Genomic DNA, 23,982 nt, shown 5'->3' with positions numbered 1-23,982 from the left:
GGCTTCGACTTCAACAAGGACGCGACGGCGAGACTGACCGCAAGCGGCTCACTCGGCGTCAACTCGCTGGCCGACCTGGTGAAGAATCTTGCCGCTCCGCGCGCCATCTGGATCATGGTCCCTTCGGGCGATCCGGTGGATCAGACCATTGCCAACCTTGAACCGCTGCTGCAAAAGGGCGATACCTTCATCGACGGGGGCAACTCGAACTACAAAGACACGCAGCGCCGTCACGCGGCCGAGACCGCCAAGGGCTTCCATTTCATCGACTGCGGCACTTCGGGCGGCGTGTGGGGGCTGAAGGAAGGCTACAGCCTGATGATTGGCGGCGACAGCGAGGCGGTCGACCGTCTCAATCCTATCTGGCAGGCGCTTGCTCCCGACGCGGACAAAGGCTGGGGACACGTCGGGCCTTCGGGCGCGGGCCACTTCGTCAAGATGGTCCACAACGGCATCGAGTATGGCATGATGCAGGCGTATGCCGAGGGCTTCTCGATCCTGCAGGCCAAGACGCCGCTCGCGCTCAACCTCACGCAGATTGCGCACATCTGGCAGTACGGCTCGGTGGTGCGTTCGTGGCTGCTCGACCTGACGGCGGGCGCGCTCGACAAGAACCCGACGCTCGAAGGTCTGGAAGCCTGGGTGCCCGACTCGGGTGAGGGCCGCTGGACCGTGACGGAAGCCATCGACTTGAACATCTCCGCGCCGGTCATCACCGAGTCGCTGATCCGCCGCCTGCGCTCGCGTGAGGAGAACAACTTTACCGATCGCATGATCTCGATTATGCGCGGGGCCTTTGGTGGCCATGATGTTAAGAAGCTGGACAGCTAACAACAAGCCCGGCCGCACCAGGCGCGAATAGAAAGCACGAGAGGTAACGTTATGCCAACCACTGAAGAACTCCACGTCACGCCAGTCGCTGCTCCCGCTACACTGCAACCGGAACGCATTCCTGATCCTTGTGTCGTCATCATCTTCGGAGCGTCGGGCGACCTGACCAAGCGCAAGCTGCTGCCTGCGCTTTATCACCTGGAACAGGCGGGCCTGCTGCCGGAGAAGATCTCCGTCGTCGGCGTGGCCCGTCGTCCGCTGCGGGATTCGTTCGCCGGGGACATGAAGGAAGGCATCCTCGCAGGTGGCGGCGTCGATGCCAACGATCCTAAACTCGCGCCGTTCATCGACAGGATCCAGTATCACGCGATGAACTTCGACGACCCGGCGGGCTACGATGCGCTCAATCAGTTGCTCACCGGCATCGACAAGCAATCGGGCACCTGCGGCAACCGCCTCTTCTACCTTGCCACCGCGCCTGAATACTTCTCCGACATCATCAACTTCCTCGGCGAGCACGGCATGTCGAAGCCGTGCGAGGCGACCGAGGGGCGCACGCCGTGGGTGCGGGTCATCATCGAAAAACCGTTTGGCCACGACCTCGAAAGCGCGCGCGCGTTGAACGACGAGGTCAACAAGGTCTTCGACGAAGATCAGATCTTCCGCATCGACCACTATCTGGGCAAGGAGACCGTGCAGAATATCCTGGTCTTCCGCTTCGCCAACGGCATCTTCGAGAACTCGTGGAACCGCAACTATATCGATCACGTGGAGATTACCGCGGCTGAGTCAATCGGCATCGAAGGGCGTGGGCCTTTCTACGAGACTGCCGGCGCGCTGCGCGACGTGGTGCAGAACCATGTGATGGAGCTGCTGAGCTTTGTTGCGATGGAGCCGCCTGTTTCGTTCGAGGCAGCCGCCGTGCGCGCGGAAAAGGTCAAGGTGTGGAAGGCTATTACGCCCATCCACCCTGCGGACACGGTGCGCGGGCAGTACGGTCCGGGCACGGTCGATGGCCAGCACGTCGTCGGCTACCGACAGGAAGACCGCGTGCATCCGCGTTCTCAGACCGAGACCTATGCTGCGCTGCGGCTGGAGATTGAAAACTGGCGCTGGGCCGGTGTGCCGTTCTACATCCGCGCGGGCAAGCGGCTGGCCAAGCGCGTCACCGAGATCACGATCCAGTTCAAGCTGCCGCCGCTGCTACTCTTCAAAGACCGCGAAGGCGCGGCCGCCGAAGGCATCCAGCCGAACCTGATCTCGATGCGCATCCAGCCGGACGAGGGCATCAGCCTGCGCTTCGGCGCGAAGGTGCCGGGCGCGGGTATGAAGATCAGCCCGGTCAACATGGACTTCAGTTATGCGGGGGCCTTTGGCAAATCGTCGGCAAACGGCTACGAGCGTCTGCTGCTTGACGCCATGCTCGGCGACGCGACGCTGTTCGCGCACCGCGATGGAGTCGAAGCTACCTGGGCGCTGATAACGCCGATTCTTCAGGCCTGGGCGAAAGATCCGGTGAAGGACTTCCCCAACTACGCCGCCGGAACATGGGGACCGCCTGCAGCCGATGCGCTGCTTGAGTCGGAAAATCGCAAGTGGCGCAAACTGTAACTGAAGAACTGACAACTACACGATGCCTCGATCTGTCACCGTTACCTACCGCGTCTCCTCCACGCCTGCCGAAGTCGCTACGGCGGCGGCGCAGCTTTTCACGCAATCGGCCATCGACGCGATCAACGCGCGTGGCCGGGCGCGCATCGCCATCTCCGGGGGCACTACGCCCAAGGCGATGTTCGCGCTGCTCGCTGACCCGGCGAAGCCTTTTGCCAAAGAGGTTCCGTGGTCGAAGCTCGATCTGTACTGGGTCGATGAGCGATGCGTTCCGCCCGATCATCCCGACTCGAACTATCGCATGACCAATGAGGCGCTGCTCTCGAAGGTGCCGCTTGCGCCCGAGCGCGTGCATCGCATGGAAGGCGAGCTTGACCCGGCGGTCGCCGCCGCGCGCTACGAGTCCACCATCCGCAATACGTTTCGTCTTGAGGGGGCGGAGACGCCGACCTTCGATCTGATCCTGCTCGGCATGGGCGACGACGGCCACACGGCATCGCTCTTTCCCGACACGGAGGCGCTCAACGATCTGACCGACATCGTCACGGCTAACTTCGTTCCGCAGAAGGATACCTGGCGCATCACGCTGACGTGGCCGGTCATCAATCAGGGCAGGGAAGTGGCGTTTCTCATCGAAGGCGCGGCCAAGGCGCAGGTGTTGCACGATGTCCTGCTCGGCCCTTACCAGCCCGACACGTATCCTTCGCAGGTTATCCGGCCCGCCAGCGGCAGGCTCGCATTTCTTCTTGACTCCGCAGCGGCCTCCAAACTCCCCGCGCCGGCGGACAACGGCAATCAGGGAACATTGGAGCTGAAATAAATGATCCTCGCTGGCGACGTCGGCGGTACCAAGGTCCATCTTGCGCTCTACAGCTTTGTCAACGGCCATCTGGAGCCGATGCGCGGCCAGAAGTTTCCCGCGCACCAGTTTGCGAGCCTTGACGAGGTTGTCAGCACATTTCTTGCTGGTGATGCAGGCCACCCCGCGATCAAGGCCGAGGAGATTCTCGCTGCCTGCTTCGGCTGCCCCGGCCCCGTGCGCGAAGGCCGCCTGAAGCTGACCAACCTGCCGTGGACGCTCGATGTGCGCGACCTCACGCGCTCGCTGGGCATTCGCAATGTTTTTCTCATCAATGATCTTGAGGCCAACGGCCACGGCATTCCGGAGCTTGCGCCCGACAAGATCTTCACGCTCCATGCTGGGGATGCGAGCGCCGTGGGTCATCGTGGACTGGTCTCGGCGGGCACGGGTCTCGGCGAGGCGCTGCTCATCTGGGACGGCAGACAGCACCGCCCGATTCCCTCCGAAGGCGGCCACTGCGACTTTGCGCCGCGCACCGACCGCGAGGTGGCGCTGCTCGACTATCTGCGCCGCACGCTCAACGGTCGCGTCAGCTTCGAGCGTGTGGTTTCGGGCCTTGGTATCAAGAACGTCTATGCCTACCTACGCGATGTCGAGAAGCTCGATGAGCCGCAGTGGCTCCGCGATCGCATGGCCGCCGAAGACCCCAACGCCGTCATCGGCCAGTGTGCCGAAGACGGATCCAGCTCCATCTGCTTTGAGACCATGAAGACCTTTGCCGCCGCTTATGGAGCCGAGGCCGGCAACGTTGCGCTGAAGGTGCTTTCGATGGGCGGCATCTATCTGGGGGGAGGCATCCCGCCGCGCATCCTCAAGACGCTTCAGAACGGCGCGTTCATCCACGCCTTCCTCGACAAGGGCCGCCTCTCGCCTCTGCTCCAGGCCGTGCCGGTGCGCGTCATCCTCGACGACGCCTGCGCGCTGCTGGGCGCGGCCGCTTACGCCGAGGCGCGTGCCACCGAGACCTCCGGCCGCTCCGAACGCGCTGCTTCGATGCATACCTGATTGGCGCCAGCTTCTCAAGCATTTTTGCCTGAACTGTAGTTCGGTGTGACCCGAAGCGAAACGCAGATTCCCTGCGGGAATGACAACCAATCCCGCGACGGACGATGAAGCCGCGAGGACTATATCTCCAGGGAACATTCCAGGGAAAATGCTCTAATCAATATCGTTCATCGTGGCGCGTACCTCGTCGTCCGTCACCTGGCGGAAGTCTTCGTAGAACTCGCCGACGGCGAACATGTTCTCGGTGCTGTGGACGCAGACAATCTCGTCTGCCTCGCTCTTCAGGCGTTCTATGGTGCTTGGCGGAGCCACGGGAACGGCGACCACGACCCGCGCTGGCTGTTGTGTGCGGACTGCGCGGACGGCGGCGAGCATCGTGTAGCCGGTCGCCAGGCCATCGTCGACCAGAATCGCTGTGCATCCTTGCAGGTTGAGTGGCGGCCGCTCGCCACGGTAAAGCCGCTCGCGCCGCAGCAGTTCTTCTCGCTCGCGCGCGACCGCCGCATCGAGTGTCTCCCGTGAAATGTTCATCGAGCCGGTCGCGCGCTCGTCGAGCACGAGGACTCCGCCAGCGGCCACCGCGCCAATCGCCAACTCGGGCTGGTGCGGAGCGCCGATCTTGCGCACGGTAAAGACATCGAGCGGCAGGCCAAGGTCGCGCGCAACGACCGCGCCAACCGGGACACCGCCTCGCGGCAGTGCAAGCACCATCGTCCGCGCTTGTCCGCGATAGCTTCCAAGCAGACCTGCAAGCAGCTCTCCGGCATGTCGGCGGTCTCGAAACATAGGTATCTGAGATGCGTCTGCGGCCAGTCAAGCGTTTGCCCCGTTTGCCAGCCGTAGCCCCGTACCGTTACTCTAAACCGCGCTCGAATACAGTACACGATCAAGGCCCGATTCATGCCCATCCGCAATACCCTTCTTCTTTCAGCAGTTCTCGTTCTCGCCTCTACCTCCGCCATGCAAGCCCAGCGTCTTCCCTCCGGCGTTCACCCGGAGGCGTACAAGCTCGTCCTTACGCCGGACCTGAAGGCGGCCACCTTCACTGGCGACGAGACCATTGACGTGACGCTTGACGCGCCAAGTCGCGCCATCACGCTCAACGCGGCGGAACTGACCTTTGTCTCTGTGACGTCCGGCGCGCAAGCCGCTGAAGTCACGCTTGACCCCACCAAGGAGCAGGCTACCTTTACCTTTCCCAATGTTCTCCCGATGGGCAAAGCCGAACTGCATATCCGCTACACCGGCATCCTCGACGACAAACTGCGCGGCTTCTATCTCTCGCGCACCGTGCGCCGCAACTACGCTGTCACGCAGTTCGAGCCCACCGACGCGCGCCGCGCCTATCCCAGCTTCGACGAGCCCGCGCTCAAGGCCACCTACGACATCGTGCTCATCGTAGACAAAGGCGACACGGCGATCTCGAACACGAACATCATCTCCGACACGCCCGGCCCCATTGCAGGCAAGCACACCATCCACTTTGCCACGACGCCGAAGATGTCTACCTACCTGGTCGCCTTTCTCGTCGGCGACTTCAAATGCACCTCGGGTAAATCCGATGGCGTGCCCATCCGCGCCTGTGCCACGCCGGACAAGGTTGGCCTCACCAAATTTGCGGTCGAGTCCGCCGAGTACGTCCTGCACTATTACGACACCTATTTCGGGATCAAGTACCCGATGCCCAAGCTTGACATGGTCGCGCTGCCCGACTTTGAGGCAGGCGCGATGGAGAACTTCGGCTGCATCACCTACCGCGAGACCGACCTGCTGGTCGATGCGAAGACCGGCTCGGTGCCCTCGAAAAAGCGCGTGGCCCTGGTTGTCGCGCACGAGATGGCGCACCAGTGGTTCGGCGACATGGTGACGATGCAATGGTGGGACAACCTCTGGCTCAACGAGGGCTTTGCCACCTGGATGGAGACCAAGCCGGTCGCCCAGTGGCATCCCGAGTGGAACTTTGCCGAGGACGAGGCGCAGGACCTCGACGAGACGCTGAACCTTGACGCGCAGAAGACGACTCGCACCATCCGCGCCCACGCCAATACGCCCGACGAGATCAACGAGATGTTCGACGGCATCGCTTACGGCAAGGCGGGAGCCGTGCTGAACATGGTCGAAAACTACGTCGGCAAGGAGGCCTTTCGGCAGGGCGTGCACAACTATCTCGCCGCGCATCTCTATGGCAATGCCACGGCGCAGGACTTCTGGAACGCCCAGACCGCAACTTCGCACCTGCCCGTGGACAAGATCATGTCCAGCTTCGTCACGCTGCCCGGGGTGCCGCTGCTTACGCTCTCGGAGAGGCAGGCAGACAGCATCTCCGTTGCGCAGAGCCGCTTCTTCCTCTCGGCGAACGCGAAGGACAGCACGGACCAGCGATGGACCATTCCCGTCTGCCTGAAGACGAGCGGCCAGCCTGTCTGCCATCTGCTCACGCCGGAAGAGAACAGCCTCGCTGTTCCGGGCAATGCTCCCTTCGTCTACGTCAATGCGGCAGACAAGGGGTACTACCGCACCGCGTATACTCCCTCGCAGTTCAAAGCGATTGTGGCGAATGCGGAGACTGGCCTCACGCCGCGCGAGCGCATCGGCCTGCTGGGCGACCGCTGGGCGCTCGTCCGCTCGGGGCAGGGGGCCATCGGCGACTATCTCGACCTGTTTTTCGCGCTCCGGCAGGACTCTACCGCCGCGCTCTTCGACTTGGCCGAGTTGCAACTGGAGCGGATCGACTCCGACATCGCTACGGGTAAAAGCCGCACCGGGCTCGACGCTGTGATTCGCCGTCAGTTCGAGCCGGTCTACCGTGCGCTCGGCAGCCCGCAAAAAGGCGAGTCCTTCGACCGCCAGGAGCTTCGCGCCAAGCTCTTCGAGATTCTCGGCAACGCCGGAGACCCGGCGGTCCTCGCTGAAGCCACCCAGATCGCTAACCGCGCCTATCCTGCCATAGGCTTTCCGGATGCGAAGCTCGATCCTGTACTCACCGAAGCCGCTCTCCGTGTCGCGGCAGCTCATGGCGACGCCGCGCTCTATGACCGCCTCCTCACGGCAAGCAAAGATGGGTCCAACCCCAATCTCCAGTCCCAGGCCCTGCGCTCGCTGACCCGCTTCCGCTTGCCGGGGCTGGTGACGCGCACGCTCGACTACGCCGTCTCCGGGCAGGTGCGCAATCAGGACAGTTGGAGACTCTTTGCCAGCCTCCTCCGCCAGCGCGAGACCCAGGACCAGACATGGGACTACATCCGCCACAACTGGGACAAGGTCCAGGCACGGCTCACTGTCAGCTCCGGTGCTGATGTCGTCAAAGCCGCCGGAGGCTTCTGCACTGTGGAAAAACGCGATGAGGTGGCAGACTTCTTTGCCGCGCACAAAGTGGATGCCGCCGCGCGCACGCTCGCCAAGGCGATCGACAGCATCAATGCCTGCATTCAGTTACGGGCGGAGCAGGGGCCGAACCTTCGCCAATGGCTCGAAGCTCAGCCCGGCGCTGAGCGACCGGCACGATGAGGAAACAAGATGATGAAATATGTTCCCTCCCCAAAAGTGTTATGAACACAAGCCAAATCTGCGTTGACTTTCCACTTTTGGGAAAGTACCTTCCGAAGAGAGGACACTTATGAAGAAACATTGGCTTTTCTTACTCATCGCTATTGCCCTCCTCTCATCCACCACTGTTCCTCTATTTGCGGACGCAGGAGGGTGCGTGAACTCCCCGGAGAATCCGACAGCCATCCTCGCTGCGGTAGGTTCCGCCGGTGCATTGTTCGTCTCCGTGCGCGCCCGCATCAAGGCACGCCGCAACTCGTCCAGGTAAGCTTGCAGAATCGGTCAGAATGCTCCCCAACTCCCCAACTCCCCATTAACTGACCGTCGGGCATGCATCGCGGTCCTCTGAATCGAACAAGGTATGCCAACTCTTCCGGCCGTTGCTGAAGCGCGTCCTCTGCTTCCCGCAGAGGGCGCGAAGCCGACGCGCTTGAAGGCCGCCGCGGCGGTGCTGCTTGTTGTCCTCGGAATCTCCACCATCTCCTCGACGGCGGCGGCCCTCTGGGGCATGTGGCTCGACGATGCGCTGAAGTCGATCGGCATGTTCATCCCGCTGGTCAGCCTGGTGCTCATCCTTCGCGTCTGGCGCTCGCAAAAATGGCAGATGAATGGCACCTGGTGGGGCTTTGTGGTGCTGGTCGTCACCGCGGCCATTGTTCACGTGCGCGACCAGGCGGTGCTGGTCTTTGTGCTTTCGCCGAAGTGGTCGATTTATTTTCCTCCGCACTCGCTGGTCGCCTTTGCTTACGTCTCAGGGGTCGTCCTGCTCTTTGGCGGAACACGCCTCTATCGGGCGGCGCTGTTTCCCATCATCCTCATCTGGTTCGTCAACCCCATTCCGCACGTCTTCAACGTCTACGTCGATCTGCCCTTGCAGCGCGTCTCCGCGCACGTTGCCCGATCATTTGCCATTGCGCTCGGCCAGCAGCTCAGTCCCGACCAGTTGCGCCTGATGTTCACGCCGAAGTTCGGCATGTTCATCGCGCCGGGCTGTAACGGCATTCGCGGTGCGGTCACAATGGGCCTTATCGCGCTCGTTGCGGGCTATGTCTACCGCTTCCGCTGGTACGCGCACGCCGCCGTCGTCGCAGGCGCGGTCATGCTGGGCTACGTCTTCAACTTTGCGCGTCTTTGCACGCTGGTTCTCTACTATCTCGTCGCACTCCGCATCACCTGGCTTCAGGACAAGGCGGAGATGGGCGACTACATCATTGGTGCGTGCCTGTTTCTTTTAGCCACCATTCTGCTCTTCTATGCCATCCGCCGCCTCGGCGAAGACCCCGGCCAGATCAAGCCTCCGCCGGTGGAGGCCGCATCATCCGTGCAGGCAGGAAGTGCGTCGATTTACGCGCGCCTGGCCGCCATGCTGCTGCTCGCTGTGGTCGGCTGGGTCGGAGTCGCGCGCGCCTATGCACACACCCGAGCCTACCGCGCCCAGGCCCAGGCAGATGAGAAGGCGATGGGGCAGTTCCCGGCCCACATCGGCAGCTACACACTCGTCCGTACATGGAACGAGAACCTCTATACCGGCCCGCTTGTTTACCATTGGGCGGAATATGCGCCCGCGGATGGCGGCGCACACATCTCGCTCGGTGTCTCGCCCGTGCTCGGCGCGCACGACACGCTCATCTGTCACTCCGCACGCGGCGAAGACCCACTCTGGGCAGAACAGATGACCATCTCCACCGCAGGCAATGTTCCCATCAACTTCTCGGGATCGTTCTTCAACACCGGGGCCGTGCAGTATCTGGAGGCCACCACGCTCTGCGACAGGACCTCCTGCGGCGAGTACTCGACCGACCGCGCTCACTTCGGCTTCCTCTACAGCAAGCCTGATCCGCAGTCCATCTTCACGCAGGACCCTGCGCGTCCTATTCCGATCCTGCTCCACGCCGAGACCACCAATACCACCCTGCCCGTCAACGTTGCCCGCGCACAACTGACCGCGGACCTGACCCGCTTTCTCGCCTCGGTCGACTTCAAGGCCCTGACCAGCCCCTACAGGCATCCATGAGCGCACTGTTGAAGACATTCCTTCAAGCCGCCGCAGCTTCCAGCCCGCGCCGCATAGCTGGAGCAGCGGCTGCCTTCAGCCTGCTGGTCCTGTTGGGCGGGTGCGGCAGCAACTCTTCCGGGACCGCGCCGCCACCTCCGCCCCCCGGCTCCGGCGTTACCTTCGGCGGCAAGGCCATGGCAGGCACCCAGCCCATCAGCGGAGCCACGGTGCAGCTCTATGCTGCGGGCACCACAGGCAACGGCTCTGCCGCAACCGCGCTGCTCACTTCAGCCGTTACGACCGATGCCACGGGAGCCTTCACTGTTCCCGCAGGCTACCAGTGCCCCTCGGGCAGCTCGCAGCTTCTGCTGAAGATCAGCGGCGGCAAAGTGGGTACTGCTGCGGAAAACTCCGCCATCGTGCTGGCTACGGCGCTCGGGGCCTGCAATCAGCTCACGGCTTCCACGCAGTTTGCCGTCAACGAAGTGACGACCGCGGCGACCGCCTGGGGACTCTCGCAGTTTCTGAGCACCGGAGGCGACCTCGGTGCCTCCTCGACCAACGCGCAGGGTCTGGCAAACGCCGTGGCGAATGTGGCGAACCTCGTCAACCTGACTACGGGCGCATCGCCCGGAGCTGGCTTTCCCGCGACGGCCAGTTCTCCTGCCGCCAAGCTCAACAGCCTTGCCAACCTGCTCAACGCCTGCACGGCTGCTGCTACCACAGCTCCATGCAGCCAGCTCTTCGCGTCCGCCACACCCACTGGCGGCACTGCTCCCACCAACACGTTCATCGCCGCGCTCGACATGGCGCGCAACCCGGGCAGCAATGTGGCCGCGCTCTATACGCAGTCCACTACGAGCACTGCGTTTTCCCCCGCGCTTACCGTGGCCCCGGCCGACTGGACACTCTTTATCAACTACAAAGGCGGCGGCATGAACAGCCCCGGCGCTCTGGGCGTCGATGCCAAAGGCAACGTATGGGTCGCCAGCTATTTCGCCGTCGCCTCGGAGTTTTCTCCTACCGGCAGCCCGGTCTTCGCCAACGGCATCACCGGCGGCGGCCTGTGCAACTCCTACGGCCTGGCCATCGACCCCGGCAATAACGTGTGGATCACGAACGAGGCGTCCTCATCGCCGCCCTGCTCCGATAGCGTCGTCGAACTCAGCCCGTCGGGGCAGTTCATGTCCGGTGCGAAGGGCTACAGCGCAGGCGGCCTCAACTACCCCATCGCCATTGCGATCGACGCCAACTCCACCGCCTGGGTCGTCGATTACGGCAACTCGCACCTCACGCAGTACAACTCGTCCGGTCAGCCGCTCTCCGGCGCGACAGGTTACTCCTCGACCAACCTTGTCTTTCCCGTTGCCATCGCCATCGACGGCAACCACAACGCCTGGGTCGCCAATCAGGGAGATACCACCGTCACCAAGGTCTCCCCGGACGGCAAGCAGTTCACCAACATCTCCTGCTGTGACGGGGCCTCGGGGCTTGCCTTCGACCCGTCCGGCAATCTCTGGGTCGCCAATTACTTTGGCGACAGCGTCAGCGAGATCTCAAGCTCAGGCAGCGCCGTGCCCAACCCATACACTGGCGGGGGGCTCAACCACCCGCAGGGCATCGCCGTCGATGGCGCCGGCAACGTCTGGGTGGCGAACTATCGCGGCCCATCGATTACGGAGCTGGCTGGCACGGCGTCCAGCACGCCCGGCAAGGTCCTTTCGCCGCCCGCAGGCTTTGCGCCCGATGCCGCCCTGCTTCAGGCCTTCGCCATCGCCATCGACGCGAGCGGCAACATCTGGGTCACAAACTTCGGCAGCAATACGCTCATCGAGTTCGTCGGCCTCGCCACCCCGGTCAAGACCCCGCTCCTCGGCCTTCCCCAGGCGCCTTAGCATTTTCCCTCGAACCGTAGTTTAACCGTAGTCCAGTGCGCCAAAGCCTCACACAGATTCCCTTCGGGAATGACAACAAGTCTCGCTTCGGAGGACGAGGCGCGCCACACGCATTGTTCAACGCCAAAGAGTCGAGGAGTGAAGGCGAGCTGCGGGTGTTTCCTCCAATCCACCCAGACCTATTGTTATTGTCCTGAGTTCGCAAGGTACAACCAATAGAAATAGCGTTCTTTTCCGGTGTCGGTTGCTGTGTGTCATGCGCGGAATGACAGCTAATCCCATTTTCCATAACTACTTCCATATTTAATTCACGAGAAAATATTTCCCGAAAGCTCTTGACAGTGCTTATTGGGATAACAGAAGCTTGCAAATACCGGCACATGTGGTCTGACCATACGGCAGCCCTCGGGACCGAAGTCCAGGAGCGCCCAACGAATTGGGCGCCAGAGAAATCCGCTTTGCGGAAACCTTCAGAGAAGAGGTCACTCAAAATGACGCCCTGCAAAAACCAGCGTTCTGTGTTCGCACATCTCAGCCTTGCGAAAGCCCGTCCATTTCTGTTCTTGTCGATCGTCCTCGCCGCGGCGGTCTTGTTCCTGACCCTGCCTGCAGGCGCGCAGCTCGCCGGCAAGGGTGCCATCAAGGGCGTCGTCACCGACCCGACCGGAGCGGTCGTCCCCAACGCCACGGTCGTGGCCACCTCGACCACGCGCGGCACCCGAGTCACCGTCACGAGCGACTCTTCGGGCAACTACTCGGTCTCGCCGCTCGACGCCGACATCTACACCCTGACCGTCACCGCACCCGGCTTCCAGACCACCCAGCAGGAGAACGTCCACGTCAACTCGCTCGAAATTGCGAACGTGAACGTCGGCCTGAAGCTCGGCGCGGAGACCCAGAGCGTCACCGTCTCCTCGGCGCCGCCCGCGCTTGAGACCAGCAATGCCACCCTCGGCGCAACCATGGAGCAGGAGATGTACTCCGCCCTGCCCATCCAGATGGGAGCCTTCGGCCAGCCCGACCAGCGCCGCGCCACCGACTTCGCTCTCCTGATGCCCGGCGTGCAGGGCAACGAGACCAACGGCAACGCCACCACCAATACCGGCGTCGTCAACGGCTCCGGCAGCCGCGGCGCAGCCAGTGCCGTGTACATCAACGGCATACCGTTCACGCAGGCTTCGGGCGAAGGCGACCCGCGCTTTGTCTGGACGGCCATCTCGGTCGATGCCGTCAACCAGTTCCAGGTGCAGACCAGCGGCTACTCCGCGCTCTATGAGGGCCAGGGCGTCCAGAACTACACCGTCAAGCAGGGCGGCAACAAGTATCACGGCTCCGTCTACGAGTTCTTCCGGAACACCGCGCTCGACACCTGGGGCTTCTTCCGCGTCACCAATCCCGTCACCGGTCTTCCGCAAAAGCCCATCGAACACCAGAACGAGTACGGCATCACCCTCAGCGGTCCGCTCGTCCCGTTCGGTTCGTGGAAGGACAAGCTCTTCTTTTTTGGCAACTACAACGGCTTCCGCTACTCCAGCGTCAAGCCCACGGCGGTCAGCTTCCCCACGCTGGCGGAGCAGCAGGGCGACTTCAGCGCCATCGTCGACACCAAGGGCAATCACATCAACATCTACGACCCCAGCACGCAGGCCGAGTGCACCTCGCATAGCACCAAGGGGCCCTGCCGCTATCAATACGGCTATGCTTACAGCGGAACCCCCGGCCCCACCGGCGGCCCGACACAGGTCGGCCCGGCAAATGTGATCCCGTCCGCGCAGTTCTCTCCTATCGCGCTGAAGATGCAGAGCTACATCCCCGCGCTCGCCAATCAGGACGCGCAAAACAACTACTTCGCGCCAAACAGCTCCGCTCTTTCCAACTGGTCCACGACCGACCGCATCGACTATACCGTGAGCTCAAGGAATACCCTGACCCTGACAGCCGCCATCGGACGCCAGGCCAGCTCGGTTCCCGTGGGTCAGACGAGCAGTGGCCGGAACACCGCTGGGCTGCCTTACAACTACAGCCAGGCCTACGCGCCAAAGACTGCCGTTGGCATCATCGAAGATACGCACATCTTCTCGCCCACTGTCGTCAACCAGTTCAAATACGGCTTCGCGCGCTACAACGGTCCCACGATCAACGCGGACCAGACTCCGACCTACGCAGCGACCGCGATGGGCATCACCAATCTTCCTCAGGGACAGGCGCAGCAGGCGTTTCCGATTACCAGCTTCAGCGGGACCGCCGCGCCAACCCAGTGGGCGGGCACTACCGCTTCCATCAACATCGCCAATTCGTATACGTTGCTCGACAACGTACAGTGGGAGCTGGGCAAGCACTCGCTGACCATCGGCGGACAGGTTGCCTGGCTGCAATACCAGCAGACCCCGGCCAACACCGGCACCACACCCCTGACACTCTCTAACAGCCCGACCGAGACTGCGGCGATCACCCCTTCCAGCAACTCCACGCCGGCGTATGCCGCGACCTCCAACACGGGCCTCGCCTATGCCAGCTTCCTCGTCGGCCAGATCGACAGCGCCAAGCTCACCCAATATCTCATTCCTGAGTACGGCGCCCGCTTCCGCGCCATCTCTCCCTATGTTCAGGACAACTGGAAGGTCACGCCGAAGCTGACGCTCGACCTGGGCCTGCGCTACGACTTCTACCCCAGCTATCACGAAGCCCACGACCACATGAGCTTCTTCAACCCGACGCTCATCAACCCCGTCACCAATCTTCCCGGCGCGGTTGAATACGCCGGTCACGGCCCGAATACCTGCAACTGCTCGACGCCGGTCAACAACTATTACAAAAACATCAGCCCGCGTCTTGGCTTTGCCTACCAGGCCGATTCCAAGACGGTCATTCGCGGCAGCTACGGCGTGATGTACACGCACGGCAACGGCGTCGGCGGCGCGGCCAACTCGCGCACCGGCACCGGCACGCTCGGCTTCTCGGCGGCCCCGTCGTTCGGCGCAAACGGCTTCCTGCTCTCGACCGCGCCGCTCGGCCCCGGCCAGACGGCCATCCCATCGTTTACTCCCGCTCAGGGCGCTGCCTCGGGCAACGGATACGGCACCGGCTTCACTACCGTCTCCGGCTACACCGGCAATCCCTCGGGCGTTGGCTACGCCGATCCGTACCTGGGCGGCCGCGCTCCGCAGTACATCAACTGGAGCCTCGGCTTCCAGCATTCGTGGACTGATTCCATCACCTCGACCATCAGCTATGTCGGCTCCGAGGGCCACTTCCTCATCTCCGACGGAAGCGACGCGCGCGGCTACTGGTCCAATCAGCTCGATCCCAAGTACCTCGCACTTGGCTCCAACCTCAACCTGGCCGGCTCCAGCATGGAGGCTTATTGCGTTGCCAACAACCTGCCTTGCCCGCCTGCGGGGCTGTTCACCTCCAAGCAGAAGCTCCAGACCGCGCTCAAGCCGTTCCCCTTCAGCTCGGTCAGCGATAGCTACGGCAACGTGTCCAACTCCTTTTACAACGGCCTTCAGGTCTCGATTCAGAAGCGTCCGTCGCACGGACTTACCTTTATGCTGAACTACACCTGGTCGCGCGCTATCGATAACGGCGGCACCTTCCTCACCGGCTATGACATCCCGGCACAGTTTTCGCCGGATGGCAAGTTCCACAAGGCCGACTCGTTCGACCGCACCGTCTCGACCAGCAACCAGCCTCAGCACATTGTGCTGACCGGCGTCTGGGATCTGCCCTTCGGCAAGTCCATCTTCGCCAACACGGCATGGCAGCGCGCCATCTTCGGCGGCTTCAAGTTCTCTGAGATCTTCCAGGCGAACTCGGGCTCGCCCCTGGCCATCACTGCCTCGAACTGCGGCACCAACCCGGCGCAGGCCAGCTGCCGGCCTACCCTGAACCCAGCCTTCACCGGCAATGCTCGCATCAACGGAGACTGGGGACACGGCGTCACGGCCTCGAACACCAAGGTCAACTTCATCGACCCCAACGCCTTCATCGCGACGCCTGACTATACCTTCGGCAACTCGCCGCGGACGGCGCCTTACAACCTCTACGGCCCGGGCAACTACGGGCTCGACATCAGCCTGCGCCGCAGCTTCGCGCTGCACCTGTCCGATTCCAGCAAGCTGAGCCTCCAGGCCGACATGTACAACGTCACCAACCACACGCAGTTCAGCGGCATCGGCACTTCGTATGGAAGCTCCAACTTCGGCCAGGTCAGCGGCCAGGGCAACCTCTCCCGCGATCTGCAGCTCTCGGGCCGCCTGGAGTTCTAACCTCTAACCGCAGGAAAACGACCGCGGATTGAACGGATGTTCACGGATTTTGTTTTATCCGTGCAATCCGTGTCAATCCGCGGTCGCCTTTTAAAATCGGTGTAATCGGTGCAAATCGGCGTTAAGCCTTTCCGTTACATGATCCGGAACCGCTCGCGCATCAGCCGTTGAAATCGCGGCTTCCAGATCAGGTCATACGCCAGCTCCTTGTCCGGGAACATCGCCAGCGCGGCCTTGCGGCTGTCGGCGATCATCTGCGAGGCCTCGTCCACGGTCAGCGAGGGGTCTTGCGCGATGGTTGCCATCACCATGTTCATCATCACCTGCATCCGGCGAATCAGCCGCTGCTCCTCGGCCCGCTCCTCCGCGCTCGGGACCCGTACCTCCGCCTTCATCTCGTTCAGTTCCATCCGACCCCCCGTCCGAACTCCAGTCCAATCTCCCTAAAGCTGTTATCCTCCGCGCAGCCGGAGGACCTGCTTTTGCCCTCCTGCCGCCTGCCGGTTAATTAGACGCTCCTTTGACCTCCCGGATTCCTCCGCCGCTGTCCAGCAGAAACCTGGTCAATCCAAACTCATCGGTACGGTAGAGCTGCGCGTGCGCATCCTCAATCCTCTCGACCACCTCAAACCGAGGATGACCGAATGTATTCCCTTTTCCCACGGAAATCACTGCATCTTTCGGGGCAGCGGCGGCCAGAAACGCGGGCGTGGTCGAGGTTTTGCTGCCGTGGTGCCCCACCTTCAGCAGCGTTACCTGCGTCATCCGTCCGCTGCGGAGCATCTGCCACTCGCTCACGGCCTCGGCGTCGCCTTCCAGCAGCACCGAAGCCTTGCCATACTGCATCCTGAGCACCAGCGAGTCGTCGTTTACCGGCTCGCCGACGTTGGTGTAACCGGGTTGAGGCGAGAGCGCCGTCACGCCCATGCCGTCCCACTCCGTATGGTCGCCTGCGTAGAAATGCCGCACGCGGACGCCCAGCCCGCGCGCCTCGGCCAGCAGCGTGCGATACGCCTCCGAGTCCGGATCGATACTCACCCACAGCTCGCGCGGCATGAAGTTGCGCATCACCGCCGGCATTCCGCCCATGTGGTCGCTGTGCGCGTGGCTCAGCACCAGCACGTCGAGCCGTCGTATCCGCCGCGACCACAGGTACGGCGACACCACCTCTTCGCCCACGTCGAATCTGCTGGTAGCCTGCGCCGCCTCATTCAAGCCGCCCACGGGCCCGCCCGCATCCACCAGCATCGTCTTGCCCGTCGGCCCCACCACTAGAATCGAGTCGCCCTGCCCCACGTCGATGGCCGTCACTTCAAGCCTGTCAGGCGCGACCAACTCCGGCTCGGGCCACAGCACCATCGCCACCACCAGAGGCAGCAGCGTGACTGCAACCCACGCCCATATTCGTGACTGTCGAACGGCCCAGCAGCAGAAGGCCCACGCTGCGACAGCCAGTGCCGCAATCCACCACACCGGCGCAGGCACGCGCAGGTTTGCCGTATGGACCGCGCTCACCCGGCCAATCACTCCCGTTACGCCATGCAGCAGCAGCGCCGTTGCCGCACCCGGCAAGGCCGCCACCCACGGGCCAGCGAGCATGGCGCAGAACGCGACCACGGCCATCGGCATGAGCACAGCCACCAGCGGCACGCTCAGCATGTTCGTCGGCAGAGCGAACATGGTAGCGCGGTGAAAGTAGACCGCCATCGGCAACACCATCACCATCTCCGTCACGAGGCCAATCAGCGCCAGCTCGAGCGCCCACAGCGTCCATCGCACCGCCAGAGCGGGAAGCCCGCGCGCCCATCGCCCGAGCACACGCGCAAACGTCTCGCTCCACAGCCGCAGCATCACGCGAAACTGCGCAAGCGGGGGAGCAAAGGTTATGTCCAGCCACTCGTCTCCGAGCGTTCGCGCTGCGCGTGCGTAGGGCAGGAAGCTCCGCTCGCCCAGCGGCACGGCGATGCCGGCAATCGCCGCAATCGCCAGAAACGTCATCTGGAAGCTCGCCCCGAAGAGTGCGTCCGGCGACCATACCAGTACGCCCAGCGCCGCAGCTCCCAGCGCGTTCAGTACATTGCGGTCGCGCGACATCATCCGCGCCATCAGAAAGACCGCCGTCATAAAAAGTGCGCGTTGCACCGGAGGGCCGAAGCCCGTCAGCAGCGCATAGCCTCCGGTCAAGGCAATCGTCAGCAGCATTGCCGGCCACTCCCCCAGTCTGAGCCGCCGCACCATCCAGAACAGCAAACCCGCGATGAGCGCAACGTGCATCCCCGAGACCACAAAGAGATGAAATGACCCTGTACGCTCAAACCCGACACGCAGCGTTTTGTTCAAGCCCGCCCGGTCGCCAAACAGCATCGCGTTCAACATGCCCGCGTCGTCGGCGTTCAATCGCAGTGCAGGGGGAAGACCGCGATTCACCCGCGAATGCACATACCGCAGCACGCGCCCTGAGGCCCACGCCTGTGCTGCGTAGACTCTGCACTGCGCCACTGCTGTCCAGCTTGCTCGCTGAAGAAGCCGCACGCCTCCATCAGCCGCGGGCACTGCATCCGCGCCCAGCAGGGCGATCTTCGAGGCCCGCACAGTTGCATGTGTTCCCAAGCCTTGCGCCAACAGATAATCCGCGTACTGCCACGCGCCGGGGTCGTGGTAGCGTTCCGGCACACGCAGTCGCATCGGTGCCTCAACCACATCACCGCAGTGAAACTCAGGCAGAGGATGAAAACTGTCCGTAGATCCGGGTCGCGCCTTGTCCGCGACCACATTCATCCGCACGCCGCCGGTCATCGGAATGAGCCGCGAGATGTCCTGCGTCAGATACTCGATCTCCTGGACGTTTAAATCCACCGAGAGTGCGCCAACCGCCGCCTCGGACTCGGCCTCTTCTTTGCCGACCCACCATCCCGGCTCGTTGTCCTGATCCGGCGCCTTCGGTGTGGCGGGAAGCTCCCGCACGCGCACCACCCGCCCCACCACCTGACGGCTCAACCCATCGGTGTAGCTCAGCAGTGCCTGCTGCGTTGGAGGTGCAGGCTGCATCTCCGCGCACCAGAAACCCACCGCCATCCACGTTGCAGCCAGAGGCAGCACCGCTAGCCGCAGCGAATGCCTCAGCGCCGTGAGCAGAAGTCCATACAGCAGAACCAACGCAACCAGCAGTACGATTGCAGGCTGCCAGTGCCGCGCCAGCACCTCGCCCGCCGCGAACCAACACACGGCCATCAGCACCGGCGCGCGCCTGAACTCGAGCGCCTGCACCGGAGCCGCCGCGCGTGGCCACAACCTGGCCCGAAGCTCCTTCGCCGAGGAGCGTTCCTCTACTCTTTCGGTCTTCACCACTCTGCCTGCCGACCGCCTGCTTCAATTCACAACACACGCAGTTTATCTGCGCAGCACCACAACCGTCTCCAGATGGTAGGTCTGGGGAAACAGATCGAAGAGATGGACCTCCGCCAGCCGGTAGCCGTCGCTCACGAGCAACTTCAGGTCCCGAGCCAGTGTCACTGGGTCGCACGAGACATACACCATCTCCTTTGCCGTGACCCGCGCCAGCAGAGCACACGCCTCCGCACCAACACCCGCGCGCGGAGGGTCCATGATGACCAGCTCCGGTCTCTCGCGTTCGAGCACCGCCTGGCGCAAAAACTCCACCGTCGTGGCCGCGACTCCGCGTTTTCTAGGTCCTTTGAATGATTTCGCCAGAGCATCGCCAGCCGCTTCGACCGCCGTGACCTGCTTGAATTCTCCGGCCAGCACCCGCGAAAACAATCCCACGCCAGCGTACAGGTCCCACGCAACCGAACCCTTGCGCCCGGCCGTGACCGCCTCAACCAGCTCATCGACAAGCAGCCGGTTGATCTGAAAGAAATCGCCGCGGTTCACCCAATACTCTTCATCTCCGACGCGGTAGGCGAGCCCATCCGCACCCCAGCCTTGCAACGGGCGCACCTTCTGGGCGCGGCGCGCAGTATCGCCTGTGATGAGTGCGGCACCGGCCCCAACCAGCTCCGGCACGACGACGCGCATCCGTTCGCACAACTCACCAAACCCGCCGACGCGCTCTTTGCAGACAAACACCGTCATCTGTAGCTTCGCTTCATCGCCGGTTGAGAAGAACTCGACCTCCGCCGCCTCGCGCGCCCATCGTCCGGCGACCGAACCTTCGCGCCCAATCTCGACAAATGCCTGCGCCGCACGCCACAGCAGCGGCGTGGCAATCGGACACTCATGCACCGGAAGAAACTCGTTCGAGGCGCGCCTGCTATACCCCACCTGCAACGTCTCAACGCTCGCCTCCACCCGCAGACGAATCCGGTTGCGATAGCCCCACGGCTCGCCCGTGTGAGTCTGAATCGCAGGCAACTCCGCGAGTCCAGCCCGCTCCAGCGTGTCGTGCAGGATCTCCGTCTTCATCGCAACCTGCGCCGCATACTCCGCGTGCTGGTACTGGCAGCCGCCGCACTGCCCGAAGTGTCCGCAACCCGGCTTCACGCGGTTGGCGGAAGGCTCGATCACGCTGAGCAGCGCAGCTTCGTCGAAGCCATTTTTCTTCTCCGTTAGCCGCGCCTCTACCAGCTCGCCCGGTAGCGCGAACGGCACAAACACAGTCTTACCCGCGCCTCTGCCCTCCGTCTGGCGCGCAAGGCCGGACCCGCCATAGACCGCCTTCTCAATGCGCAGCTTCATTCGTGTCCCATGTAGAACAGGCTCAGCCGCGGCAGGCCCTGCTCTTCCAGCAACCGCTTTTGTAGAAACTGCTGCTGTACCTGCTTGATCTGCACGGCCTGCATCTTGCCGCGATACGGCGCCAGCTCACGCGCAGCCTGCTCACGCAATTGCACCAGACGCTCTTCCGGTGTCGCTGTCATCAGCGCGGCAAAGAGTCTTTCTTCGAGCGCACTCAACGTCCGGTCCAACTCCTCCAGTGAACGCTCCGGCCCAGCCTCCGCAGCCAACGCCCGCAGACGTCCCGCAACCTCGCGCGCGACCGCATCGGCAGGAGCGGCCAGATTCGCAGCCTCCAGCAGTTCTGCATTCTTGCTCAGATAGCGCGTGATGCGCTCCGCTTCAAACCCGCTCGCTGCCGGATCACCTCCCGGCTTCTCCGCGCCGATGGACGCCTCCATCGCCTGCTCCACCGCCTCCATCACGCTCTGCGAGCACCACGCCAGCCCGTTGACCTTCTTCGTCCTGCCGGGATGCCGCAACGCCTTCGCATCATGCTTGTCGAACGCGCTGTCGATGCCGCGCAGCACTGCTTCAAGCGGCACCCCGGCCTCTCGCCAGGTCTCAATCAGCGCCCAGTCCAGCGTCGAGAGCATCAAGAGCGAACCGCGCCTCTGCTGAAACCGCTCTTCGATCTCAGTGAAATAATTGAAGTAATTTTGCATCTGCCCAAATCGCGCCCGAACCCGGCTCAACCGTTCCGCTTCTTCTGCCGCTCCAGATTGCGCTCGTAGATGATGCGCAGCCCGTTCAGCGTCAGCATCTCGTCCACGGCTCCGATGTACTTCGAGCCCGAGGCGATCAGCTTGGCCAACCCGCCCGTAGCGACCGTCTTGGTCTCCGGCCCCATCTCCGCGATCATGCGTTCGAGGATGCCGTCCACCAGCCCGATGTAGCCGTAGTAGAGGCCGATCTGAATGTTGTCCACCGTTCCGGTGCCAATGACCTTCGCCGGCTTCTTCACGTCGATGCGCGGCAGCCGCGCCGCCCGCGCAAACAGCGCGTCCGCCGAGATGCCCAGCCCCGGAGCAATCGCCCCGCCCAGAAACTCGCCCTTCTTCGAGATCGCGTCGAACGTCGTCGCCGTGCCCATGTCCACCACAATGCATGGTCCGCCGAAGCGTTCAAACGCCGCAATGCAATCGACGATGCGGTCTGCCCCGACCTCGGTGGGGTTGTCGGTCAGCACGGGCAGGCCGGTCTTCACACCCGGCTCAACGAACAGCGGCTTCACCTTGAAGTAGACCTCGCACACTTTGCGCAGCGTCGAGTCGAGCGGCGGAACCACCGAGGCGACGGCGATTCCGTCCACCTGGCCGATCTCCAGCCCCTGCGAACCGAACAGGCTCCTCAGCAGCACGCCGAACTCGTCCGTCGTCTGGCGCGAAGGCGTCGTGATACGCCAGTTCGCCACCAGTTCCGCCCCCGTCCCGTTCGCCAACTTATACAACCCCAGCACGGTATTGGTGTTACCTACGTCAATCGCCAGTAGCATCGGTTCTCCTGCCCGTTAGCTCTGCTGCTCCCGCACGCCGCCCGAGAGCACTGTATGCTGCACGCCGTCGTCGCCTGCGACCTGCAAAAAGCCGCTTGAATTCAATCCATTCGTTACGCCAGTATATCCGCCGTCCTCGTCCACATGGACACGCTTGCCCATGACCCAGGTCGAGGCAGAGGCAAATCGTTCCAGGAGGCCGCGCCCGTTATGGCCACCCCGATACTGCCGCACGAGCAAGCGAATCTCTTCATCCAGCGCGCAAAGCAGCGCAATCAGCAGGTCATCTCTCGATACCGCCCGGCCGCTCTCCCTGCGTAGCGAAGTCGCCAGCGGCTCAATCTCCGGCGGAAACGCGAGATGGTTCAGGTTGATGCCGACACCGATCACCGCATAGCGCAGCATCGCCGCCCCCGTCGCGGTCTTTGCCGTGGAAGCACTTTCGACCAGGATGCCGCCGCATTTCCTGCCGCTGAGCAGCAGATCGTTCGGCCAGCGAATATCGACCGATAAGCCGGCCACATCGCGGATAGCCGCCTGCGCCGCAAGTCCCGTAGCCAGCGGGACCCACATCGCCATCGCCATCGGAATCGGCGGAGCGACCAGCGCGCTGACGTAGAGGCCGTCTCCGTCAGACGAGTGCCAGCGATGTCCGCCGCGACCGCGGCCCGCCGTTTGCTCATCCGTTACATAGACGCCGCCGCGCGCGCCGGTCTGCGCGGCTTCAAGCGCCAGCGCATTTGTCGAGCCGACCGAAGCGAAGTGCATCACACGCCCGGCAAACGCTGTCCCGGCAATTCCGGCTTCTACTTTTTCTAAATCGAACACGCGCGTTCCTAATACAAGTCCGCCGTAATGCGCATACTCAGATCGACAGCAACAGCGGAGTGGGTCAGCGCGCCGACGGAGATGAAGTCCACGCCCGCCTCGGCGTACTTGCGAATCCCTTTGAGATTCATGCCGCCCGAGGCCTCGATCAAAATCTTCTGCGGAGCGGAGCGTATCTGCTTAACGGCCTTCTTCACCTGCGACGGCGTCATGTTGTCGAGCAGGATCGACTCTGCTCCACCCGCGATAGCCTGGTCCAACTCCGTCTGCGATCGCACCTCTACCTGCACAATCTGTCCCGCCTTGTGCCACTTGAGCGCCTTTTCCAGCACCGCCGGAAGTCCGCCGCCGAGCGAGATGTGGTTGTTCTTAATCAGGATGCCGTCCTGTAGGTCGAGCCTGTGGTTCACGCCGCCGCCGCAGGAGACGGCATACTTGTCGAGCACGCGCAGGCCAGGAATCGTCTTGCGCGTATCCAGCACCTTGGCCTTGGTGCCCGAGATGGCTCTGACGTACTCGTTGGTCAGCGTAGCGATGCCGCACATGCGCTGCATCAGGTTCAGGATGACGCGCTCGGTCGAGAGCAGTGCGTGCGCGTTGTGCCGGATGACGGCCAGCGACTGCCCCTTCTTCACCTTGACGCCGTCGAAGATCTCCGGATGGCTCACCACCTGAAAGCGGCCCACCGTCGCAGGGTTCATCTTGCTGAAGATGTCGAGGATGACAGGGATGCAGCCGAGGCCGGAGATCACACACGGCTCTTTGGCGATGATGGTGCCCGAAGCGCGCAGGCCCGGGTCAATCGTAAGCGTGGTGGTGACGTCGTTTGCAACCCTGTCCTCAGCCAGCGCGGCTTCGAGGATCGAGCGAATCTTCTTGCTGTTCCAGTCCATTGCGTCATCCTAAGCCCT

General features: G+C 62.9%; 17 protein-coding genes. 9 read left to right on the top strand and 8 right to left on the bottom strand.

Features of this window, described 5'->3' with window-relative positions:
* The 4 genes from gnd to glk all read left to right on the top strand — a co-directional run.
* On the top strand, positions 1 to 831 hold an 831-nt coding region (gene gnd, locus VFU66_RS15680; protein WP_326447211.1), incomplete at its 5' end, for a phosphogluconate dehydrogenase (NAD(+)-dependent, decarboxylating).
* Between the two features lie 51 nt (positions 832 to 882).
* Positions 883 to 2,442, top strand: coding sequence for a glucose-6-phosphate dehydrogenase (gene zwf, locus VFU66_RS15675; RefSeq protein ID WP_326447210.1), 1,560 nt, complete (start codon positions 883 to 885; stop codon positions 2,440 to 2,442).
* A 22-nt stretch (positions 2,443 to 2,464) separates the two neighbouring features.
* Positions 2,465 to 3,262, top strand: coding sequence for a 6-phosphogluconolactonase (gene pgl, locus VFU66_RS15670; RefSeq protein ID WP_326447209.1), 798 nt, complete (start codon positions 2,465 to 2,467; stop codon positions 3,260 to 3,262).
* Complete coding sequence (glk, locus tag VFU66_RS15665) at positions 3,263 to 4,309, top strand: glucokinase (RefSeq protein WP_326447208.1); 1,047 nt, start codon at positions 3,263 to 3,265, stop codon at positions 4,307 to 4,309.
* Between the two features lie 153 nt (positions 4,310 to 4,462).
* Here the strand turns inward: glk and VFU66_RS15660 are convergent, their stop codons facing one another.
* On the bottom strand, positions 4,463 to 5,095 hold the full coding sequence (locus tag VFU66_RS15660) for a phosphoribosyltransferase (RefSeq protein ID WP_326447207.1): 633 nt from the start codon (positions 5,093 to 5,095) through the stop codon (positions 4,463 to 4,465).
* Between the two features lie 114 nt (positions 5,096 to 5,209).
* On the opposite strand from VFU66_RS15660, the gene VFU66_RS15655 reads away from it, so the two are divergent.
* The 5 genes from VFU66_RS15655 (at position 5,210) to VFU66_RS15635 (ending at position 16,014) form a co-directional block, all read left to right on the top strand.
* Positions 5,210 to 7,816: a M1 family metallopeptidase gene (locus tag VFU66_RS15655; protein ID WP_326447206.1), complete on the top strand. Its 2,607-nt coding sequence runs from the start codon at positions 5,210 to 5,212 to the stop codon at positions 7,814 to 7,816.
* Between the two features lie 109 nt (positions 7,817 to 7,925).
* The gene (locus tag VFU66_RS15650) at positions 7,926 to 8,123 is read left to right on the top strand and encodes a PExPT-CTERM protein (RefSeq protein WP_326447205.1); all 198 of its coding nucleotides are present in this window, start codon (positions 7,926 to 7,928) and stop codon (positions 8,121 to 8,123) included.
* 93 nt (positions 8,124 to 8,216) lie between these two features.
* A complete protein-coding gene (gene xrtJ, locus VFU66_RS15645) occupies positions 8,217 to 9,869 on the top strand; it encodes an exosortase J (protein ID WP_326447204.1) in 1,653 nt (550 codons plus the stop codon).
* 8 nt (positions 9,870 to 9,877) lie between these two features.
* Positions 9,878 to 11,746, top strand: coding sequence for an NHL repeat-containing protein (locus VFU66_RS15640; protein WP_326447203.1), 1,869 nt, complete (start codon positions 9,878 to 9,880; stop codon positions 11,744 to 11,746).
* A 518-nt stretch (positions 11,747 to 12,264) separates the two neighbouring features.
* Positions 12,265 to 16,014, top strand: a complete 3,750-nt coding sequence (locus VFU66_RS15635; RefSeq protein ID WP_326447202.1) for a TonB-dependent receptor domain-containing protein — start codon at positions 12,265 to 12,267, stop codon at positions 16,012 to 16,014.
* Positions 16,015 to 16,148: 134 nt separating this feature from the next.
* Here the strand turns inward: VFU66_RS15635 and VFU66_RS15630 are convergent, their stop codons facing one another.
* The 7 genes from VFU66_RS15630 to nadC form a co-directional block, all read right to left on the bottom strand.
* The gene (locus VFU66_RS15630; protein ID WP_326447201.1) at positions 16,149 to 16,424 is read right to left on the bottom strand and encodes a hypothetical protein; all 276 of its coding nucleotides are present in this window, start codon (positions 16,422 to 16,424) and stop codon (positions 16,149 to 16,151) included.
* A gap of 94 nt (positions 16,425 to 16,518) precedes the next feature.
* Positions 16,519 to 19,359: a ComEC/Rec2 family competence protein gene (locus VFU66_RS15625; protein WP_326447200.1), complete on the bottom strand. Its 2,841-nt coding sequence runs from the start codon at positions 19,357 to 19,359 to the stop codon at positions 16,519 to 16,521.
* Positions 19,360 to 19,404: 45 nt separating this feature from the next.
* Positions 19,405 to 20,709: a 23S rRNA (uracil(1939)-C(5))-methyltransferase RlmD gene (rlmD, locus tag VFU66_RS15620; protein WP_326447199.1), complete on the bottom strand. Its 1,305-nt coding sequence runs from the start codon at positions 20,707 to 20,709 to the stop codon at positions 19,405 to 19,407.
* Complete coding sequence (locus VFU66_RS15615) at positions 20,706 to 21,443, bottom strand: hypothetical protein (protein ID WP_326447198.1); 738 nt, start codon at positions 21,441 to 21,443, stop codon at positions 20,706 to 20,708. The genes rlmD and VFU66_RS15615 overlap by 4 nt, the downstream gene beginning before the upstream one ends.
* Positions 21,440 to 22,243 carry a type III pantothenate kinase gene (locus tag VFU66_RS15610; RefSeq protein ID WP_326447197.1) on the bottom strand — a complete coding sequence of 268 codons (804 nt, stop codon included), beginning with the start codon at positions 22,241 to 22,243 and terminating at the stop codon, positions 21,440 to 21,442. The genes VFU66_RS15615 and VFU66_RS15610 overlap by 4 nt, the downstream gene beginning before the upstream one ends.
* Before the next feature lie 15 nt (positions 22,244 to 22,258).
* The gene (locus VFU66_RS15605) at positions 22,259 to 23,071 is read right to left on the bottom strand and encodes a biotin--[acetyl-CoA-carboxylase] ligase (RefSeq protein ID WP_326447196.1); all 813 of its coding nucleotides are present in this window, start codon (positions 23,069 to 23,071) and stop codon (positions 22,259 to 22,261) included.
* 8 nt (positions 23,072 to 23,079) lie between these two features.
* Positions 23,080 to 23,964, bottom strand: coding sequence for a carboxylating nicotinate-nucleotide diphosphorylase (gene nadC / locus VFU66_RS15600; protein ID WP_326447195.1), 885 nt, complete (start codon positions 23,962 to 23,964; stop codon positions 23,080 to 23,082).
* Positions 23,965 to 23,982: the final 18 nt, after the last annotated feature.

This window comes from Edaphobacter sp. (genome assembly GCF_035763405.1).
GTDB lineage: Bacteria > Acidobacteriota > Terriglobia > Terriglobales > Acidobacteriaceae > Edaphobacter.
Note: the sequence above shows the minus strand (reverse complement) of the source record. Positions and strands in the feature narration are given on the sequence as shown.

What these genes read in the sequence shown, in the direction of transcription:
- rlmD (WP_326447199.1), bottom strand. Translation starts at nt 20,709, where the DNA reads ATGAAGCTGCGCATTGAGAAGGCGGTCTATGGCGGGTCCGGCCTTGCG.
- VFU66_RS15655 (WP_326447206.1), top strand. Translation starts at nt 5,210, where the DNA reads ATGCCCATCCGCAATACCCTTCTTCTTTCAGCAGTTCTCGTTCTCGCC.
- VFU66_RS15630 (WP_326447201.1), bottom strand. Translation starts at nt 16,424, where the DNA reads ATGGAACTGAACGAGATGAAGGCGGAGGTACGGGTCCCGAGCGCGGAG.
- xrtJ (WP_326447204.1), top strand. Translation starts at nt 8,217, where the DNA reads ATGCCAACTCTTCCGGCCGTTGCTGAAGCGCGTCCTCTGCTTCCCGCA.
- VFU66_RS15610 (WP_326447197.1), bottom strand. Translation starts at nt 22,243, where the DNA reads ATGCTACTGGCGATTGACGTAGGTAACACCAATACCGTGCTGGGGTTG.
- VFU66_RS15660 (WP_326447207.1), bottom strand. Translation starts at nt 5,095, where the DNA reads ATGTTTCGAGACCGCCGACATGCCGGAGAGCTGCTTGCAGGTCTGCTT.
- pgl (WP_326447209.1), top strand. Translation starts at nt 2,465, where the DNA reads ATGCCTCGATCTGTCACCGTTACCTACCGCGTCTCCTCCACGCCTGCC.
- VFU66_RS15650 (WP_326447205.1), top strand. Translation starts at nt 7,926, where the DNA reads ATGAAGAAACATTGGCTTTTCTTACTCATCGCTATTGCCCTCCTCTCA.
- glk (WP_326447208.1), top strand. Translation starts at nt 3,263, where the DNA reads ATGATCCTCGCTGGCGACGTCGGCGGTACCAAGGTCCATCTTGCGCTC.
- zwf (WP_326447210.1), top strand. Translation starts at nt 883, where the DNA reads ATGCCAACCACTGAAGAACTCCACGTCACGCCAGTCGCTGCTCCCGCT.
- nadC (WP_326447195.1), bottom strand. Translation starts at nt 23,964, where the DNA reads ATGGACTGGAACAGCAAGAAGATTCGCTCGATCCTCGAAGCCGCGCTG.